We start from the raw sequence: 18,003 nt of genomic DNA, 5'->3' as shown, positions 1-18,003 counted from the left end.
CGTCGCCGCGCCTCTCCCACGGGCTGTCACGTGGGTTGCCGGTCACCCCCGGAGCGCCCTTTGCTCTGCTTCACCCCACGCACCGAAGACGCATGAATTCTGTTGCGTCGGGTGAAGCAGAGCAAAGGGCCCGAGCAACACCTCCCATCCGGCCCGCCGACACGCCGGGCGCGGTGGTCGGGTGCGGACGCGCGGCGGGATCAGGCCGGGGACGCCGGGGTGGGGACTCGGGCGGCCCGGCGCACGCCGTAGACGGCGAGGACGGCGGCGGCGACCAGTGGGGCGCCGTCCCGGACCAGACCGTCGACGCCGAGCAGCCACCAGCACAGCGGCAGGTCGACCGCGAGTACGGCGACGCTGACCACCACGAGCAGGGTGCCCGCCCAGCGTTTGCCCCGCAGCAGGAAGGCCGTGCAGAACAGCACCAGGTAGCTGGTCGCGATGCCGGCGCCCAGCCAGAACAGCACCGCCGGCACGGCGATCAGTCGACCGTCGACGATCCCGGCGGTGGCGACCAGGGCGGGCACCAGCATCAGCGGGCTGTAGGTGAACGCGGCGACCCGGCTGGTCAGCAGCCAGGCGTTCGTCTCCGGCCGGCGCGGCGGTGTCTCCCGCCAGGAGATGCCGGACCGGTCGATCACCAGCCGGGACCGGTGTCGCACCAGGTGCCCGGCGATCGCCGGGGACCGGTACAGCAGCCAGACCACGGTCGCGCAGAGCGCGGTGAGCAGGGCGAAGCCGAGCAGGCCCGGCAGGGACGGCACGCCCTGCCGGGGCACGATCAGCCGGCCCACCGCGAAGACCGTGGTGATCGCCAGGATCAGGCCGAGCGGGCGGGCCACCGTCCGGCCCCGGCGCACGTGGCCGATCAGCAGCAGGAAGCCGAACGAGCGCAGCATCGCCCAACCGGTACGCACCGCCAGGCCGAAGCCCTGCTCCGGCGCGTACCACCAGTTGAGCACCTCGACCACGACGGTGGCCGCAGCGGTCACGGCGAGCAGTGCGGTCAGCGCCCGGACGGCGGACGGCCGCCGGACCTCGGTCTCGGCGGCCGTCCTCATGAGATCCGATGATGCCCGGATCCGGCGTCGATCACACCCCGCGCTGCGGTTGCTCCGCGTCGAGTCGGGCGCGCAGAGCGTCCAGCTCCGCCCAGAGGACACCGGGCAGCTTGTCGCCGAACTTCTCGAACCACTCGGTGACCAGCGGCAACTCGTCGCGCCACTCCGCCGGGTCGACCTTCAGCGCGATCCGGACGTCCTCCGGCGTCATGTCCAGGCCGTCGACGTCGAGCGCGTCCGGCGTCGGGACCATGCCGATCGGCGTCTCCACGGCCTCGGCGCGACCCTCGATCCGCTCGATGACCCACTTGAGCACGCGGGAGTTCTCGCCGAAGCCGGGCCAGAGGAAGTTGCCCTCCGGGTCCTTGCGGAACCAGTTGACGTAGTAGACGCGGGGCAGCTTCGACTCGTCGCCGTCGGTGCCCTTGCCCATCTCGATCCAGTGCCGGAAGTAGTCACCGGCGTGGTAGCCGATGAACGGCAGCATGGCCATCGGGTCACGCCGCACCACGCCGACCGCACCGGAGGCGGCGGCGGTGGTCTCCGAGGAGAGCGTGGCCCCCATGTAGACGCCGTGCACCCAGTCCCGCGCCTCGGTCACCAGCGGGACGGTGTCCCGCCGCCGGCCACCGAACAGGATGGCGTCGATCGGGACGCCGTTCGGGTCGAAGTAGTCGTCGGCGAGGATCGGGCACTGGGTGATCGGCGTGCAGAACCGGCTGTTCGCGTGTGAGGAGAGGTTCTCGCTCTCCGGCGTCCAGTCGTTGCCCTTCCAGTCGATCAGGTGCGCCGGCGGCTCGCCGAGGCCCTCCCACCAGATGTCGCCGTCGTCGGTCAGGGCGACGTTGGTGAAGACGGAGTTGCCCTGCTCCAGCGTCCGCATCGCGTTGGCGTTGGTCTTCCAGTCCGTGCCGGGCGCGACGCCGAACAACCCGTACTCGGGGTTGACCGCGTAGAGCCGGCCGTCCGGACCGAAGCGCATCCAGGCGATGTCGTCGCCGATCGTCTCGACCTTCCAGCCCGGGATGGTCGGCTCCAGCATGGCCAGGTTGGTCTTGCCACAGGCGGACGGGAACGCACCCGCGATGTGGTAGACCCGACCCTCCGGCGAGGTGATCTTGAGGATCAGCATGTGCTCGGCGAGCCAGCCCTCGTCCCGCCCCATCACGCTGGCGATCCGCAGCGAGTAGCACTTCTTGCCGAGCAGCGAGTTGCCGCCGTAACCGGAGCCGTACGACCAGATCTCCCGGCTCTCCGGGAAGTGCGAGATGTACTTGGTCTCGTTGCACGGCCAGGCGACGTCCTGCTGACCCGGCGCGAGCGGCGCGCCGATCGAGTGCAGCGCGCGGACGAAGTCCGCGTCGTCGCCCATCGCCTCCAGGATCCTGGCGCCCATCCGGGTCATGATCCGCATGGACGCGACCACGTACGGGCTGTCGGTGATCTCGACACCGAACATGGGCTTCTCGGCCTCGACCGGGCCCATGACGAACGGGATGACGTACATCGTCCGTCCGCGCATCGAACCGCGGTAGAGCGGGGTCATGGTCCGCTTCATCTCAGCGGGGGCCATCCAGTTGTTGGTGGGCCCGGCATCCGCTTCGTCCGCGGAGCAGATGAAGGTGCGCTCCTCGACCCGCGCGACATCCGTCGGGTCCGTACGGGCGTAGAACGAGTTTGGTTTCTTCTCGGGGTTCAACCGGATGAGCGTGCCGGCATCGACGAGTTCGTCGGTGAGGCGACGCCATTCCTGATCGGAGCCGTCCACCCAGACGATTTGCTCAGGGGTGGTCAGTTCAGCGACCTCACGGACCCAGGCGAGAAGTTTGGGGTGGGACGTCGGGGCCTGATCGATTCCCCTGACGGTGGCCGGAGCAACCATGACACATCTCCTTGTGGTCGACGCTGACCGGTCTATGGAGTGCACGAGTCTCGGCGCCGCGATGCGTCGCCTTCGTGGAAACATGGGATTGGGCTCAGCGTAAACCGATGTACAGCCCCAGTCAGTGGTACTGGTTGTGAAGAACTGCACAAGGTGCGGCCACGCTGCGGCATCACGAGCCTTTACCCGCTTTCACGCGCAGTTTCACGCAAATCCTGCGGCGGACCTCAGGTCAACGGCGCTACGCCAAAGAGTCACAGGTCACTTTTCGACCTCGTGAGCGGAAGTGCGAAACAACACCGAATCGCAGCCGCCCGGTTACGCTCCGTTCGTGCCTGTCCGTACCACCGCCCCGGCGGGCCCCGGTGGCCGTTGCTACCCGATCGCGACCCCGGCAACCGGTACGCTCGCTTCGTGGCCGCCACAATGACCGGGGAGCCAGGCTCCCCGCAGACCCGCACGGGTCTGGTCCACTCCCTGGTCGACCGGTTCGGTCACCTCGTGCGGGAGATGAGCAAGTTCGCGACCGTGGGCGGCATCGCCTTCGTCATCGACTTCGCCCTGTTCAACTACCTGATCGGGCCGCAGAACGTCGAGCAGGTCACCGCCAAGACCATCGCTACGGTGATCGCGGCGACCTTCGCCTTCCTGGGCAACCGGTTCTGGACCTGGCGGCACCGCAAGCGCTCCAACCCGGCCCGCGAGTACGCGCTGTTCTTCTTCTTCAACGCGGTGGGCCTGGGCATCGCGGTGGGGTGCCTGGCCATCAGCAGGTACGGGCTGGGCAGCATCTGGCCGGAGATCTTCCAGACCCGCCTGGCCGACAACATCGCCAGCTTCGTCGTCGGCACCGGGCTCGGGACGCTGTTCCGTTTCTGGTCGTACCGACGGTTCGTCTTCGTCGAAGCGGGAACCCCGACCGGTGCGGAAGCGGACCCGGACCGGGACGCGTGACCTGCCGCCTCCGGTCCCGTCAGAGCCACCTGGTCCCGTCACAGTCAGCCGGTCCCGTCCGAAGCCAGCCGTACCCCGCCCACTGCCCTAAGGTGTTGCCCATGCCTCTCGTCCGTCTGCTGCCTGAGCGCTGGCAGAAGTTCATCCACGAGGCTCTCAAGTTCGGCCTGGTCGGCGGCGTCAACACGGTCATCAACTACGCCGTGTTCAACGCGCTCGCACTCACCGTCTTCGTCGATGGGCAGTTGAAGGCGACGGTCGTGGCCACCGTGGTGGCGACGATCACGTCATATCTGATGAATCGACACTGGACGTATCGCGATCGGCCCAAGTCGGCCATGCAGCGCGAATACGCCCTGTTCTTCCTCTTCAACGGCGTGGGTCTGCTGATCGAGCTGGGCGTGCTGGCAGCCGCCAAATACGGGCTGGGCGTCACCGGCCTGCTGGCCCTGAACGTCGCCAAGACGGTTGGTGTGCTGCTGGCGACACTCTTCCGCTTCTGGTCGTACCGCACGTTCGTCTTCCAGCCCGCACCGGCGGTCGAGCCCACCCAGACCACCTGGGCCGGGCTGCCCCGCGACGAGTGGGACACAATGGCCGGGATGGACCCGGTCGCCGAACTCGCCGAGGCCATGACGGAGCTGGAGGAGGAGGAGCCACCAGCCACTCCGCCACCAGTGCCGCCGCCGCTGGCGGTGCAGCCCCGGCCGACGCCGACGGCCCCGCAGGCCGAGTTGGCGGGGCTGGACAAGGAACTGGAGGAGGAGTTGGCCGCCCAACTCCAGCCGGCTCCCGCGCCGCGCCGGTTCCGGCGCCGCTGACCCGGACGACGAAAACGCCCGCCGGCACTCGCCGACGGGCGTTTCCCATGCCGTCCGGTCGTGGACCGGGTGGGGCAGCCTCAGAGGCCGCCACCCTTGGTGTCCCGTTCGGCGAGGATCTCGCGCAGTTCGCCGTCGCCGAGCGAGTGCTTGTCGTGGAAGGCCTCGACCAGCTCGTAGAGCTTCGTCTGCACCCGGTCCACCTTCGGCACGTCGGGAAGCACGGACTGGCCGCGTTCGCCGGCCGACTCGATGGTGAGCGTGCCGTAGCCGAGCAGCCGGCCGACGAACTGCTGGTTCATGGAGTGGTCGTTGACCCGGCTGAGCGGGATGTCCCGCCGCTCGCGGGAGAAGACGCCGTGCTGGAGCACCACCCGCTCGTTGGTGAACAGGAAGTGCGTGGTGCGCCAACCGATCCACGGCCAGACGGTCAGCACCAGTACGGCCAGCAACGCCAGGCCGCCGATCACGGCGAGCGTGATCGAGCCGCCCCCACCGGCGGGCAGGAACAGCACACCGACCGCCACCGCGGCGATGGCGAACACCAGCACCACGACCGGACGGACCATGGTCTTCCAGTGCGGATGCAGGTGCAGCACGACATGCTCGTCTTCGGTGAGCACGTCCTCGGGGAACGCCACGGAAACCTCCTCGCAGGAACGGACGCGCAGACCGTAACCCCCCAGTGCCACCCCCTCACATCCGCCACGCGGCCGACCTCGGCGGCGTACCCCGCCGACGATTCGGCCCGGCCGGGGTCAGCGCAGGTGGAGGACGTCGGCGGCGGCCAGGGAGCGTTCCCCGGCGGCGGTGGTGACCAGAAGCCGACCGTCGAGGTCGACCCCGGTGGCGGTGCCGGTGAGCTCCGTGCCGTCGGGCAGGAAGGCCCGCACCTCGCGGCCCACGGTCCCGCACACCGCCAGGTACGCGTCCCGCAGGCCGCAGGCGGCCGCGTCCCCTCCGGCGGCACGCCAGCGGGCGTACCAGTCGGCGACCGCCCGGAGCAGTGCCCGCAGCAGGGGGTCCCGGTCGGTGGCCACCGCACCGGCCAGTTGCAGGGAGGTGGCCGGCAGTCCGGTCGGATGTTCCGGTAGCTCGTCGGCGCGCAGCGTGACGTTCAACCCGACACCGAGCACGATCGCGGGCGGATCCTCCGGACCCGGTCCGGGCACCGCCTCGGCGAGGATCCCGGCGCACTTGGCGTCCCCGAGCAGCAGGTCGTTGGGCCACTTGAGGGTGGCGTCCAGTTCCGCCAACAGAGTCACCGCCTCGACCAGCGCGACACCGGCCAACAGCGGCAGCCAGCCGTACCCGGACGGTGGTGCCGGCGACCAGGCACGGTCCGGCACGGCCTGGCCGGGCCGCAGCAGCACGCTGGTCGCGATGCCCGCGCGCGGCGGTGACTGCCAGGCCCGCCCCCGCCGCCCCCGCCCGGCGCTCTGCCGCTCGGCGACCACGACGAGGCCCTCCGGCTCCCCCGTCCGGGCCGCCTCGACGACGTCGGCGTTCGTGGAACCGGTCTCGGCCCTCAGATCCAGACGCGTCCACGGGCCGTACGGCGCCACCAGCGCCCGGCGCAACCGGGTCGCCGACAGCGGCGGACGATCGAGGTCGGTGTACGGCGAATCCGGCATCCGGCCAGCCTACGGGCCACGGGTGAGGCGAACTGCACAGCGGCGGCGACCTGAACCATCGTTATATTCCCAGGGTGACTACCGAGACCGGGACCAACATCCACAGCACCGCGGGCAAGCTGGCGGACCTGGCACGACGGGTCGACGAGGCAGTGAACGCCGGGTCGGCCCGCGCGGTCGAGAAACAGCACGCGCGAGGCAAGAAGACCGCCCGGGAGCGGATCGAGATGCTGCTCGACGAGGGCTCCTTCGTCGAGCTGGACGAGTTCGCCCGGCACCGGTCCACCAACTTCGGCCTGGACCGCTCCCGCCCGTACGGCGACGGCGTGATCACCGGCTACGGCACCGTCGACGGCCGGCAGATCTGTGTCTTCGCCCAGGACTTCACGGTCTTCGGCGGCTCCCTCGGCGAGGTCTTCGGGCAGAAGATCGTCAAGGTGATGGACCTGGCCATGAAGATCGGCTGCCCGGTCGTCGGCATCAACGACTCCGGCGGCGCCCGCATCCAGGAGGGGGTGGTGTCGCTCGGCCTCTACGGCGAGATCTTCTTCCGCAACGTACGCGCCAGCGGCGTCATCCCGCAGATCTCGCTCATCATGGGCCCGTGCGCCGGTGGGGCGGTCTACTCCCCGGCGGTCACCGACTTCACCGTCATGGTCGACCAGACCTCGCACATGTTCATCACCGGCCCGGACGTGATCAAGACGGTCACCGGCGAGGACGTGGGCATGGAGGACCTCGGCGGGGCGCGCACCCACAACACCCGCAGCGGCAACGCCCACTACCTCGCCTCCGACGAGTCCGACGCGGTCGACTACGTCAAGGCGCTGCTGTCCCACCTGCCCGCCAACAACCTGGACGAGCCGCCGGTCTTCGACGCCCCGGCGGAGCTGACCGTCACCGACGCCGACCGGGAGCTGGACACCCTCGTCCCCGACTCGGCCAACCAGCCGTACGACATGCACCGGGTGCTCGAACACGTCCTCGACGACGGGGAGTTCCTGGAGGTCCAGCCGCTCTACGCGCAGAACATCGTGGTCGGCTTCGGGCGGGTCGAGGGGCGTCCGGTGGGCGTGGTCGCCAACCAGCCGATGCACTTCGCCGGCACGCTGGACATCGCGGCCAGCGAGAAGGCGGCCCGGTTCGTGCGTACCTGCGACGCCTTCAACATCCCGGTGCTGACCTTCGTGGACGTACCCGGGTTCCTGCCCGGCACCGGTCAGGAATGGGACGGCATCATCCGCCGGGGCGCCAAGCTCATCTACGCGTACGCCGAGGCCACCGTGCCGAAGGTCACCGTGATCACCCGCAAGGCGTACGGCGGCGCGTACGACGTGATGGGTTCCAAGCACCTGGGCGCGGACCTCAACTTCGCCTGGCCGACCGCGCAGATCGCGGTGATGGGCGCCCAGGGCGCGGTGAACATCCTCTACCGCCAGGAACTGGCCGCCGCCGAGGACCCGGCCGCGGTCCGGGCCGAGAAGATCGCCGAGTACGAGGACACCCTGGCCAACCCGTACGTCGCGGCCGAACGCGGGTACGTGGACGCGGTCATCCCGCCGCACGAGACGCGGCTCCAGATCGTCCGTGCCCTGCGGGTGCTGCGCACCAAGCGCGAGACGCTCCCGCCCAAGAAGCACGGCAACATCCCGCTGTAGGGGGTCGCGTGCAAGGAGGGGTCCCCTGCTAACGCCTGGCGTATAGCAGGGGACCCCTCCTAACAACTGCGCCGCACACCGGCGTAGCTCACCAGAAGGCGATGCCGGCGTCGGTCAGCAGCGGCCCGGCCAGCATCCGGCCGCCCACCACCAGCACGACGACGTTGACGATGCCGAAGAGCAGCACCCAGAAGAACGGCGGCAGCGGCGTGATGCCCGCCAACTGGTCGGCGTCGGAGGCCGGCATCCCGCGCCGGGTGCGCAGCCGCTGCAACTCCACCACCGGGCGTACGCCGCCGAGCAGCAGGAACCACACGCCGGTCCAGGCGAAGGCGGCCTGCACCTGCGGGCTGGCGTACCAGGAGATCGCAAGCACGGCGCCACCCGTGACGACCAGTGTCAGTGCCCCGTACACGTTGCGGATCATGATCAGCATCGCCAGCAGCAGGACCACCGCGAGCCAGAGCAGCAGCGTGATCCGGTTTCCGGCGAGCAACCACGCCCCGCCCAGACCGACCAGCGGCGGGGCCAGATAGCCGGCGAGCAGGGTGAGCACCATGCCCGGTCCGGTGGGACGCCCGGCCGAGAGCGTGAGGCCCGAGGTGTCCGAGTGCAGCCGGATGCCGTGCAGCTTGCGTCCGGTGAGTACGGCCGCCAACGCGTGCCCGCCCTCGTGCGCGATGGTGATCGCGTTGCGGGCGATCCGCCACGGCATCCGGGTGGAGACCACCACCAGCGCGACCAGGCCGGTCAGCAGCACCAGCAGCGGGAGCGGGTCGGGCTGCGCGCCGAGCAGACGGTCCCAGAACGCGGTCATGCCCTCGATCGACACCATGGGGCGGCAGCCTACGCCCGCAGGGCACGAAGGTCCCAGGGCGGGCCGTCTCCTTCGGCGTCGGTGCCGGGGCACCCGCCCGTATCGTGTGAGACTGACCGGGTGGCGATCGGACCAGGAGGTGAACGGCGGTGAGCGCGGCCCCTCTGGAACCCCATGTCGGCCTCTGGACAGAGGTCGAGTACTTCGCCATGGGCGACACCCACGACCGGATCGAGCTGCTCGACGGGAGCCTGATCGTGAGCCCTGCCCCGAGCAAGCGACACCAACTCGTGTCGCGCCGGTTGGCGAACAGCATCGACACGGCGGTCGAGCCGACGGGACTGACGGTCTTCGAGGCGGTCAACCTTCGTCTCGGACCGGACCGGATCGCGATCCCGGACATCGTCGTGGCGGACACCGACGACGAGGGCACGGTGATCGAGGCGGCCGAGGTGACGCTCGTGTGCGAGCTCGTCTCGCCCGGCAACGCCGCTGCGGACCGCGTGCTCAAGATGCAGCTCTACGCGATCGCGCGCATCCCGTGGTATCTGTTGGTCGAGCAGGACGGCGAGACGCATTCGCTGCGGTTGCACCGGCTCGACGGCGGCCATTACGTCGAGGAGCGGGTGGCCAAGGCGGGCGAAACGCTCGCTCTCACCGAACCCTTCCAGTGGCAGGTCGACCCGGCCACCCTGCGTTGACTCGTTCCGCATTGAAAGTTTTCTTAGTATCTCTTGCCTTGGCAGGCATTCACCTTCAAAGATGTCTGTCTATCGACAGTCGTCTCAGGAGGACGCCATGGGTCGGACCAGACCAACGCTGCGCCGGCTGACCGCCGCCGCGCTCACCGTACTCGCGACCGCTGCTGCCGGGCTCGTCGCCACCGCGACCCCCGCTGCGGCAGCCACCGTGCCCGGCATCGACGTCTCGCGCTACCAGGGCACCATCAACTGGACGAGCGTGCGCAACGCGGGCATCCAGTTCGCCTTCATCAAGGCCACCGAGGGTACGAGCTACAAGGACCCGAACTTCAACACGAACTACGTCAACGCGTACAACGCCGGGGTGATCCGGGGCGCGTACCACTTCGCCCGGCCGAACATCTCCTCCGGCGCCGTTCAGGCGAACTACCTGGCCTCGAACGGCGGCGCGTGGTCGGCCGACAGCCGTACGCTCCCCGCCGCGCTGGACCTGGAGGCGAACCCGTACAGCGGCGGCTACTGCTACGGCCTGAGCACCACCGGCATGCGCAACTGGGTGCAGGACTTCCTGAACACCTACCGCTCGCGTACCGGCCGGTACGCGGTCATCTACACCACCACCAGCTTCTGGAACCAGTGCACCGGCAGTTGGACCGGCCCATGGACCAACCACCCGGTCTGGGTCGCCCGCTGGTCCTCCTCGGTCGGCGCGCTGCCGGCCGGCGCACCGGTCTGGAGCTTCTGGCAGTACACCGACTCGGGCAGCGTCGCCGGCATCAGTGGCGCGGTCGACCGCAACTACTGGAACGGCGACCGCAACCGGCTGATCGCTCTGGCCAACAACACCGCCTGAGACACGTCACGACGGCGGGTCGACGTCCACCGAGTGGATTCGGGACGTCGGCCCGCCGCCGTGGCGTGACCACCGCCGGTTCAGGCCCGCCGTCGCGCGGCGAGTGCCACGGGTACGCCGACACCGCCGTGCCGGGCCACCGTGCCCCGACGGGTGACGGCCCACCCCACGTACGCGGCCCCGGCGAGCGTCACGACGCTCAGCAACGTGGCCAGCAGTGCGACTCCGAAGGTGACGAACAGTAGTACGCCGACACCCACCACTGCGCTCGTCCACAGTGTCAGTCGGGTTCGGGCATCCCTTGGTCGGTAACCCATCTCGGGCCTCCCTTCCGTCCTTCGAGATCAGGTACCCCGAACGACGGACGGTCATGCCTCGTCTCGACCGCCCTGCTGTCGGCGGACCTCAGTCCTGACGGTCCGGCACGAACTCGCGGAACGCCGTCTCGAAGTTCGGCAACTGCGCGTCCCACTCGCTGTTCGGCACCTCCCAGCGCAGGGCGAAGCCCCGGTTGCTGGCGGTGACGAAGCCCCGGTTGCGTACCCGCAGCTCGACCCCGTTGCGGGTCTGGTTCCAGTCCCAGTCGGCGCAGGTCCGCCACTTGCAGTCGATCGTCGAGATGTCGATGAACCGGTAGTTCTGCACGCCACGGACGTTCTTCCGACCCGGTTCGAGCTGCCGCCAGGTGGCCGCCGCGTCCCGCTGCGGCGACGAGGTGCGGTCGATGGTCAGCTCGCTGACGCCGTTCGGGTCGCGGTACTTGACCCAGGTGGAGCCGGAACTGCGCCGCCAGCCCTCCGGCACCGGCACCTTGAAGCCCACCGGGTCGTTCCGCAACGTCCAGCCCTCGGGCAGGCCACCGGCGGCGCTCTCGGACGGGGTGGGTGACGGGGACGCCGACGGGGAGGCGCTGGGCGGTGCGGCGGAGGTCGGTGGTGGCGCGGCCGGCTCCGAGGTCGGCGGTGCGGACGACTCGGACGTGCCGGCCGTGTCCTGCGGGGTGTCGCCGCCGTCGCCGTCACCGCTGGTGAGCAGCGGAACCGCCACCACCAGGCCGACGAGCAGCAGCGCGACCAGTGCGCCGACCAGCACGGCACGGCGGGTGCGCTCGGAACGGAGTTGGCCGGTCTTGAAGACGGAACCCCGAGCCGGTGCCGCCGGGCTCACCGGTGCCGACGGCATCAACGAGGTCGAGGCGGGCGCGACGGGGGTGGCGGCCGCCGTGGGAGCCGGTGGGCCGACCCGACGGGTCGGCTCGCCCGAGCCGGGCCGGTCGGTCGTCGCGCTCGCGTCGGCCTGTGCCTTCGCCTCCACAGCGGGACCGTCGACCTTGGTGACGTCGGCCGAGGCAGCGGCTGCTCCGCTGGTCGCGGCAGCCCGCACGGTCGCGTCGGATCCGTCCGGCGTCGTCGGCGTACCGGCCGGGGCGGTGTCCCCGCCGTCCTGGGCCGCCGGGGCGTCGTCGCGGCCGGTCGCGGTCTCCGTGGTCGACCCGCCGGAGTCGGCCCCGGAATCCGTCGCGGACGATGCCGCGTCCGCACCTGACGTCAGCCCCGCACCGGCGGCACCGGCAGCGGTCGACGCCGCGTCCACCTTCGTCGTCGGGTCCGCGTCCTGACCGGCGTCGACCTTCGCGGTCAGGTCGGCGTCCATCTTCGTGGTCGGATCGGCGTCCGCGCCGGTGGGAGCCGCGACCTTCGCCGTCGGCGCGGCGTCGGAGACCGGCGGCTTTCCGGCCGTCGCACCGGAGCCAGACGGACCGGAGGTGGTCGCGCCGGCTGCGGCGGCACCCGCCGCGAGCGGACCCACGGCCGAGGGCGTACGGGGCACGGGCGGAGTCACCGGCGCGGTGGGCTGCTCCCCCGACGGGCGGGGCGCGGGCACCATCGGCTGACGCGGTTCACGCGGCCCGTTCGGCCCCGGCCGGCGCACACCGTCGAGCAGCGAGATGCCCCGACTCCGCTTACCGCTGGCCCGGCGCAGCATCCGCTCGGCCGACTCGGCGGTGATCCGCTCCTCGGGGTCCTTGCGCAGCAGCCCGGCGAGCACCTGCTTGAGCGGTCCGGCGTTACGGGCCGGCGGCACCGGTTCGGTGGCGAGCGCGGCCAGGGTGCTGATCGCCGACGGTCGGGCGAACGGTGACTTGCCCTCCACGGCGGCGTAGAGCGTGGCACCCAGCGACCAGAGGTCCGCCTCCGGACCGGTGGTGCCGTCCCGGGCACGCTCGGGCGAGATGTACGCCGGGGAGCCGAGCACCATGCCGGTGCGCGTGACGTTCGGGTCGCCGGGGATCGTGGCCAGGCCGAAGTCGGTCAGCACCACCCGACCGTCGGTGCCGAGCAGCACGTTGCCGGGCTTGACGTCGCGGTGCATGATGCCGGCCTTGTGCGCCGCCTTCAGGGCGTTGAGCACGCCCAGCCCGATCTGCACCGCCTGGGCCGCCGGCACCGGCCCGTCCTCGGCGAGGGTGTCCTGCAACGAACGGGACGCGACGTACTCCATCACGATCCACGGGTCACCGTCGGTGCGGAGCACGTCGAAGATGCGTACCACGTTGATGTTGTTGAGGCGGGCGATGGCGCGCGCCTCCCGCAGCGAGCGTTCGCGCATCTCGCGGCGCTCCTCGTTGGTCAGGCCCGGCGGCGGGACCAACTCCTTGATGGCGACGTCACGGTGCAGCACCTCGTCGCGCGCCTTCCATACCCGGCCCATGCCGCCCTGACCGAGCGGCGAGAGGAGCCGGTACCGGTCGGCGACGAGTTGGGGGGAAGGCTCAGACATCGCTGAGACGGTACCCGCCACCCCCGACGCTCACACCGTCGGCACGCCACTGTGTGCCGGAGGTCGAGCTCACAGCGCGTACGCTGGGGTGCATGTCTGTCGAGGAGCCGCTGTTCCGGGTCGTCCGCGGCGTGCCGACCGCCGAGGAACTGGCCGCGCTGGTGGGCGCGATCGTCGTCCGCTCCCGCCCGGCCCCCGTCGCCGCCACCACCCCGGTCTCGGTCTGGGCCCGCAGCGGCCGACCGGCCGGTGCCACACTGCTCCCGGGAAGCGGCGCCTGGCGCGCCTCCGGTCTGCCCCGCTGACGCGGATCGGCGAGGCTGTCGACGGCGACCGGGGCTGCCGGGGAGGCGTCCAAGGATTAGCCTCACAGAGGGGAACCGGGCCGTTACAGTTTGGAGGGCCGATGATCCCTGAGGATGATCGACAGGCGTCCTGGTCAGGCGGCCACCGTGGCGTCGAGGCGGACCTCCGCCAGATGCGGGAATTCGCCGACATGCTCCGCGCCGAGGTGGACGGCAACTACGCGCCCCACCTGCCGCGCATCGCGGACGACATGCTGACCCGGGTGCCGAATCCGGCGGACGCCTTCATCGAGCTGGTGCAGTTCATGCGGGCCCACTGGGAGACACAGCAGGCCACGACGAACGCCGTCTGGGGCCTCGGCCACACCACCGGCCACCTGGCGCGCGCCGCCAGACAGGTGGCCGACCGGTACGCCGACACCGACGCCTTCTCCGCAGCCCGCATCGCCGACGTCCAGCAGGCGCTCAGGCAGCCGGGAGACGTACCCACCCAGCCCACACCCTCACCGTCGCTGACCAATCCGACCGGCCCCGACAACGACGGGTCGGTGATGCTGCCGTGAGGGACCCGGGAGTCGGCCGCAGCGGCGGCCTCACCGACTGGTACCTGATGAGCGTCGCCGACATGTGGGCCTGCCTCCAGGACCACGATCCCGACAACCACTGGCGGCACGTCGCCGGCTGGCGCAAGATCTCCGAGCTGGCCGACCAACACCTGCACCGCCTCCGGACGTACCGCCAGCGTCTCGCCCGGGCCTGGCCGCCCGACACCAACGAGGCCGCCCGCGCCTACCTCGCCGAGCTGGACGACCTGATCGCGCAGGTGCAGCGCACGCACGACGCCGCCAGCGCCAACCAGAGCGCGCTCACCGCTGCCACCCAGGCCATCACCAGCACCCGCACCGAACTCAAGAAGATCCACGACGAGTACGCGGACAAGCTCCGACAGAAGCGCGGATGGGAACAGACAGCCGCCGACCCGAAAGCCGTCGCCGGCAGCCGGAACAGCCAACCACCGGTGACCGACGCCGATCTGGAGCAGTTGAACGTCAGGGCGCGCGGCATCATGTACGGCCTGAGCAGCGACCTCCAACAGGCCCAAGTAACCCTCCGCCACCCCCCGCCACTTCGGCACTCAGATCGCGCCCCTGACTATTCGGAGGCTTACAGCCCCACCGGAGCACCGGCGATCCCACCGATCGTGCCAGCACCGCTACCGGCGCCTTCTGCACGCTTCAAGCAACCCAGACCAGCGCCACAACCCAACTCGACAGCTCAGCCGTCTGGACCGTTGCTAAGTGGAAACGCCTCCGTCGCGACTCCACCACCAACCAATCCAGTCATACAGAGCCCACTTACGCCTAACCAACCCCCCTCGCCAGGAATGACACCTCCCGCTTCGCCCGCTTCAGGGCCGAATGATCGACCTAAACCTAACCATTCCTCGCACTCTTGGCGGCCTAGCGCGAATAGCTCCTCCCCTCTGCCACCGCCAGCCGGATCACGCTTTATGCACCCGAATGGCTTGATAGGCGGCTTGCCTAGCGCGAGCCCCAGCCAGTCGACACCCGGTGGAACCCAGCCGCGCCGAGTCAATCCGATAGGCGGCGTAATCGGCGGAGGCGCAGCAGGGACCGCCCCTGCCGGCGGAGCCGGATCTCGACCAGGAACCGGGAGAGGTTTCCCACGAGCCCATTACATGCCACCCACTGGAGGCTTTCCTGGAGGCATGGTCCCCGGCAACACGTCAGGCCGCCCAATAAGAGACACCCAGAGGGATGAGGACGGCCGCAAGTGGGATCCTGACCATCCATGGCAGACGGAGGAGGGTGTGGACCCTATCGTCTTGCCACCCAGGGACGATGGACCGATTGACCCTGGTCCAGCAATCGGCTTTCCGAGGTGAGCAAGCGACACTCGCGAGTGCTCGCTGCCGGATCGGCCTTGGCCATCCTCTTGCCGGGCACAGCCATCCAGGCAGCCACTGAGGTGACACCTCCCGACAATGCAAGCCGCATCCGCAACGACCAGTGGCACCTGCGCTATCTAAGCGCGCAGGAGGCACACCGCATTAGCCAAGGCGAAGGCGTCACCGTAGCAATTCTTGATACCGGAGTTAGCCAACACCCGGATATCCGACTGAACCTTAAGAAGGGAAAGAATCTGCTTCCCGGAGACTCCAGCAGCGCCCACGATGATCCAAATGGTCACGGCACCGCAATGGCTGGCCTCATTGCTGCACACGGACAGAACGCAACCAAAGGCGCGCTAGGAATTGCCCCCAAGGCGCAAGTGATTCCCATAAAGACCTCGGATGCCAGCAACGAAGGAAACGCTGACCGACTTGCAGAAGGCATCGAGTTTGCAATCACCGCGGGGGCAGCCGTAGTCAGCATCTCTGGTGGAGGCGGCCCCAGCCCTCGCTTGCTGCAGGCACTGGAGGCGGCACATTCGGCCAACGTGATAGTCGTGGCAGCCGGAGGCAACAACCCGACCGACCCGGGAGTAATTTACCCTGCGGCCGCCGATACGGTGATCGCCGTTGGCGGCATAGACCAAAATGGGAAGCATGCAAGGATTTCAGTCACTGGACCACAATTGGATTTGGCGGCTCCCGCCCTAGACATCTTCAGCCTCGACCCGCAAAGCGACTATCGGCGAAGTAGCGGAACTTCTAACGCTGCTGCCATTGTTGCCGGGGCGGCGGCGTTGATTCGGGCCAAGTATCCGTATCTGCCGGCGGACGAGGTGGCGCACCGGTTGACGGCGACCGCGATCGACAAGGGGCCTCCTGGGCGCGACGACCAGTACGGCTACGGCGTGATCGATCTGGTGGCGGCGCTCACGGCAGACGTACCGCCGAGGGGTTTTGGGTCGAGCGGGTCGGCCACTCCTGGGCCGGGCACGACGCGCGCCGTGGGTCCTGAGGCCGATCAGGACGGTGCGGCCGTGCGAGGTCTGGTGACTCTGGCGGTGCTGCTGGCGGCCGGTGCCGGTGGGGTGTGGTGGGTCCGGCGGCGGCGACGGTCGGACGACCCGCCGCCACGCATCAGCCGCTGAGGGGTCTGGGCGGACGGTTGGCGGTACCGTCGTGCGCGTGTCTGATGTGCTTCCGCTCCGCCTCGTGCTCGCTTCGGCGAGCCCTGCCCGCCGTAAGACTCTGCAGGCCGCCGGCATCGAGCCGGACGTGCTGGTCAGTGGTGTCGACGAGAGTGTGGTGGTGACCGATCGGGCGGAGGATCTCTGCCTGGAGTTGGCCCGACTCAAGACGGAGGCGGTGCTGACCCGGCTGGCGCCCGGCGACGGTCAACGGACGCTGGTGCTCGGCTGCGACTCGGTGCTCGCGTTCGACGGTGAGATCTTCGGCAAGCCCGACGACGCGGCAGACGCTACCCGACGGTGGGAGCGGATGCGGGGGCGCAGCGGAGTGCTGCACAGCGGCCACTGTCTCATCGACATCGTCAGTGGGCGTCGGGCCGAGGCCGTGGCCTCCACGGTGGTGCACTTCGCCGACATCAGTGACCGGGAGATCGCCACCTACGTGGCCACCGGCGAGCCGCTGGCGGTGGCCGGCGCGTTCACGATCGACGGGTTGGGCGGGGCGTTCGTGGAGCGGATCGAGGGTGATCCGGGCACGGTCGTCGGGTTGTCGATGCCGTTGCTGCGGCGGCTGCTCGGCGAGCTGGACCTGCGAATCACCGATTTGTGGACGAAAGTGGCGCCCGGTAACCAGATCGTCGAGCCGCTCGGTTAGCGTCCGAACATGACGCTGAAGTCGATTCCGCTCACCGACGAGTTGCACGCGTACCTCGTCGCGCACGGCGCGCCACCGGACGAGATCGTCCGCGACCTGGCCGAGGAGACCCTCGCCCTCCTGCCGGAGCACGCCTCCATGCAGGTGGCGCCGGAGCAGGCCGCCTTCCTGACGTTCCTGACCCGCTTGCTCGGTGTCCGCAACGCGGTGGAGGTGGGCACGTTCACCGGTCTCTCCTCGTTGGCGATCGCCCGGGGCCTGACGGACGGCGGGCGCCTGACCTGCTTCGACATCTCCGAGGAGTACACCGGTATCGCGCGCCGGTACTGGGCGCGGGCCGGTGTCGACGACCGGGTCGAGCTGCGTATCGGCCCGGCCGGGGAGACGTTGCGGGAGTTGCCGCAGGAGCGGTATCTGGACTTCGCCTTCATCGACGCCGACAAGACCAGCTATCCGCTCTACTGGGATGAGTTGGTGCCCCGGATGCGGCCGGGTGGCGTGATCGCCGTGGACAACGTGCTGCGGCACGGACGGGTGGTGGCGCCGGAGAGCGAGGCGGACCGGGCCATCGCGGCGTTCAACGACGACGTCCTCGCCGACGTACGGGTCGACGCGGTGATGCTGCCGATCGCCGACGGCCTGACTCTCGCCCGCGTGCACTGACCGTTCACGCCGGCACCGGTCGCCTCCCCGGTTGGGGTACGCGGACCGGTGCCGGCGTCCGGATCGGCGATCGTCGGCCGTGCCGCTGAGTGTCGGTCGTGCCGCCGCTGGGTGAGCGG

The 18,003-nt window shown here is 69.7% G+C and carries 17 protein-coding genes; 10 read left to right on the top strand and 7 right to left on the bottom strand.

Annotated elements, in window-relative coordinates; translation table 11 throughout:
• Positions 1-200: 200 nt before the first annotated feature.
• Together HUT12_RS04465 and HUT12_RS04460 are read right to left on the bottom strand one after the other, a co-directional pair.
• Positions 201-1,061 (bottom strand): hypothetical protein, encoded by an 861-nt coding sequence (locus HUT12_RS04465; protein WP_176092565.1) that lies wholly within the window; start codon positions 1,059-1,061, stop codon positions 201-203.
• Between the two features lie 31 nt (positions 1,062-1,092).
• On the bottom strand, positions 1,093-2,943 hold the full coding sequence (locus tag HUT12_RS04460; protein ID WP_131053565.1) for a phosphoenolpyruvate carboxykinase (GTP): 1,851 nt from the start codon (positions 2,941-2,943) through the stop codon (positions 1,093-1,095).
• 426 nt (positions 2,944-3,369) lie between these two features.
• On the opposite strand from HUT12_RS04460, the gene HUT12_RS04455 reads away from it, so the two are divergent.
• Together HUT12_RS04455 and HUT12_RS04450 are read left to right on the top strand one after the other, a co-directional pair.
• Positions 3,370-3,897: a GtrA family protein gene (locus tag HUT12_RS04455; RefSeq protein ID WP_131053576.1), complete on the top strand. Its 528-nt coding sequence runs from the start codon at positions 3,370-3,372 to the stop codon at positions 3,895-3,897.
• Between the two features lie 101 nt (positions 3,898-3,998).
• The gene (locus tag HUT12_RS04450; protein WP_131053564.1) at positions 3,999-4,718 is read left to right on the top strand and encodes a GtrA family protein; all 720 of its coding nucleotides are present in this window, start codon (positions 3,999-4,001) and stop codon (positions 4,716-4,718) included.
• Between the two features lie 80 nt (positions 4,719-4,798).
• On the opposite strand, the gene HUT12_RS04445 is transcribed toward HUT12_RS04450, so the two are convergent.
• Positions 4,799-5,359 (bottom strand): PH domain-containing protein, encoded by a 561-nt coding sequence (locus HUT12_RS04445; protein WP_176092564.1) that lies wholly within the window; start codon positions 5,357-5,359, stop codon positions 4,799-4,801.
• 117 nt (positions 5,360-5,476) lie between these two features.
• A complete protein-coding gene (locus HUT12_RS04440; protein ID WP_176092563.1) occupies positions 5,477-6,352 on the bottom strand; it encodes a biotin--[acetyl-CoA-carboxylase] ligase in 876 nt (291 codons plus the stop codon).
• 74 nt (positions 6,353-6,426) lie between these two features.
• On the opposite strand from HUT12_RS04440, the gene HUT12_RS04435 reads away from it, so the two are divergent.
• Positions 6,427-8,010, top strand: a complete 1,584-nt coding sequence (locus HUT12_RS04435) for an acyl-CoA carboxylase subunit beta (protein WP_131053111.1) — start codon at positions 6,427-6,429, stop codon at positions 8,008-8,010.
• 88 nt (positions 8,011-8,098) lie between these two features.
• Here the strand turns inward: HUT12_RS04435 and HUT12_RS04430 are convergent, their stop codons facing one another.
• Positions 8,099-8,845 carry a M50 family metallopeptidase gene (locus HUT12_RS04430; protein WP_176092562.1) on the bottom strand — a complete coding sequence of 249 codons (747 nt, stop codon included), beginning with the start codon at positions 8,843-8,845 and terminating at the stop codon, positions 8,099-8,101.
• A 131-nt stretch (positions 8,846-8,976) separates the two neighbouring features.
• Here HUT12_RS04430 and HUT12_RS04425 point away from each other — a divergent pair, with 131 nt between their 5' ends.
• The gene (locus HUT12_RS04425) at positions 8,977-9,528 is read left to right on the top strand and encodes a Uma2 family endonuclease (RefSeq protein WP_254876715.1); all 552 of its coding nucleotides are present in this window, start codon (positions 8,977-8,979) and stop codon (positions 9,526-9,528) included.
• A 97-nt stretch (positions 9,529-9,625) separates the two neighbouring features.
• A complete protein-coding gene (locus HUT12_RS04420) occupies positions 9,626-10,381 on the top strand; it encodes a GH25 family lysozyme (RefSeq protein ID WP_176092561.1) in 756 nt (251 codons plus the stop codon).
• A gap of 80 nt (positions 10,382-10,461) precedes the next feature.
• On the opposite strand, the gene HUT12_RS04415 is transcribed toward HUT12_RS04420, so the two are convergent.
• Together HUT12_RS04415 and HUT12_RS04410 are read right to left on the bottom strand one after the other, a co-directional pair.
• Entirely contained in the window at positions 10,462-10,641 is a 180-nt protein-coding gene (locus HUT12_RS04415; protein WP_131053114.1) for a hypothetical protein, read from the bottom strand.
• A 145-nt stretch (positions 10,642-10,786) separates the two neighbouring features.
• Entirely contained in the window at positions 10,787-13,162 is a 2,376-nt protein-coding gene (locus HUT12_RS04410) for a serine/threonine-protein kinase (RefSeq protein WP_131053115.1), read from the bottom strand.
• Positions 13,163-13,254: 92 nt separating this feature from the next.
• Between HUT12_RS04410 and HUT12_RS04405 the strand changes: the two genes are divergently transcribed.
• From HUT12_RS04405 to HUT12_RS04385, 5 genes are all read left to right on the top strand, one after another.
• On the top strand, positions 13,255-13,467 hold the full coding sequence (locus tag HUT12_RS04405; RefSeq protein WP_131053116.1) for an acyl-CoA carboxylase subunit epsilon: 213 nt from the start codon (positions 13,255-13,257) through the stop codon (positions 13,465-13,467).
• A gap of 101 nt (positions 13,468-13,568) precedes the next feature.
• A complete protein-coding gene (locus HUT12_RS04400) occupies positions 13,569-14,030 on the top strand; it encodes a hypothetical protein (RefSeq protein ID WP_176092560.1) in 462 nt (153 codons plus the stop codon).
• 1,339 nt (positions 14,031-15,369) lie between these two features.
• Positions 15,370-16,527 carry a type VII secretion-associated serine protease mycosin gene (mycP, locus tag HUT12_RS04395; RefSeq protein WP_254876713.1) on the top strand — a complete coding sequence of 386 codons (1,158 nt, stop codon included), beginning with the start codon at positions 15,370-15,372 and terminating at the stop codon, positions 16,525-16,527.
• A 37-nt stretch (positions 16,528-16,564) separates the two neighbouring features.
• Positions 16,565-17,221, top strand: coding sequence for a nucleoside triphosphate pyrophosphatase (locus tag HUT12_RS04390; protein WP_131053119.1), 657 nt, complete (start codon positions 16,565-16,567; stop codon positions 17,219-17,221).
• Positions 17,222-17,230: 9 nt separating this feature from the next.
• Complete coding sequence (locus HUT12_RS04385; protein ID WP_176092559.1) at positions 17,231-17,884, top strand: O-methyltransferase; 654 nt, start codon at positions 17,231-17,233, stop codon at positions 17,882-17,884.
• The last annotated feature ends 119 nt before the right edge of the window (positions 17,885-18,003 follow it).

Source organism: Verrucosispora sp. NA02020 (genome assembly GCF_013364215.1).
Lineage (GTDB): Bacteria > Actinomycetota > Actinomycetes > Mycobacteriales > Micromonosporaceae > Micromonospora.
Note: the sequence above shows the minus strand (reverse complement) of the source record. Positions and strands in the feature narration are given on the sequence as shown.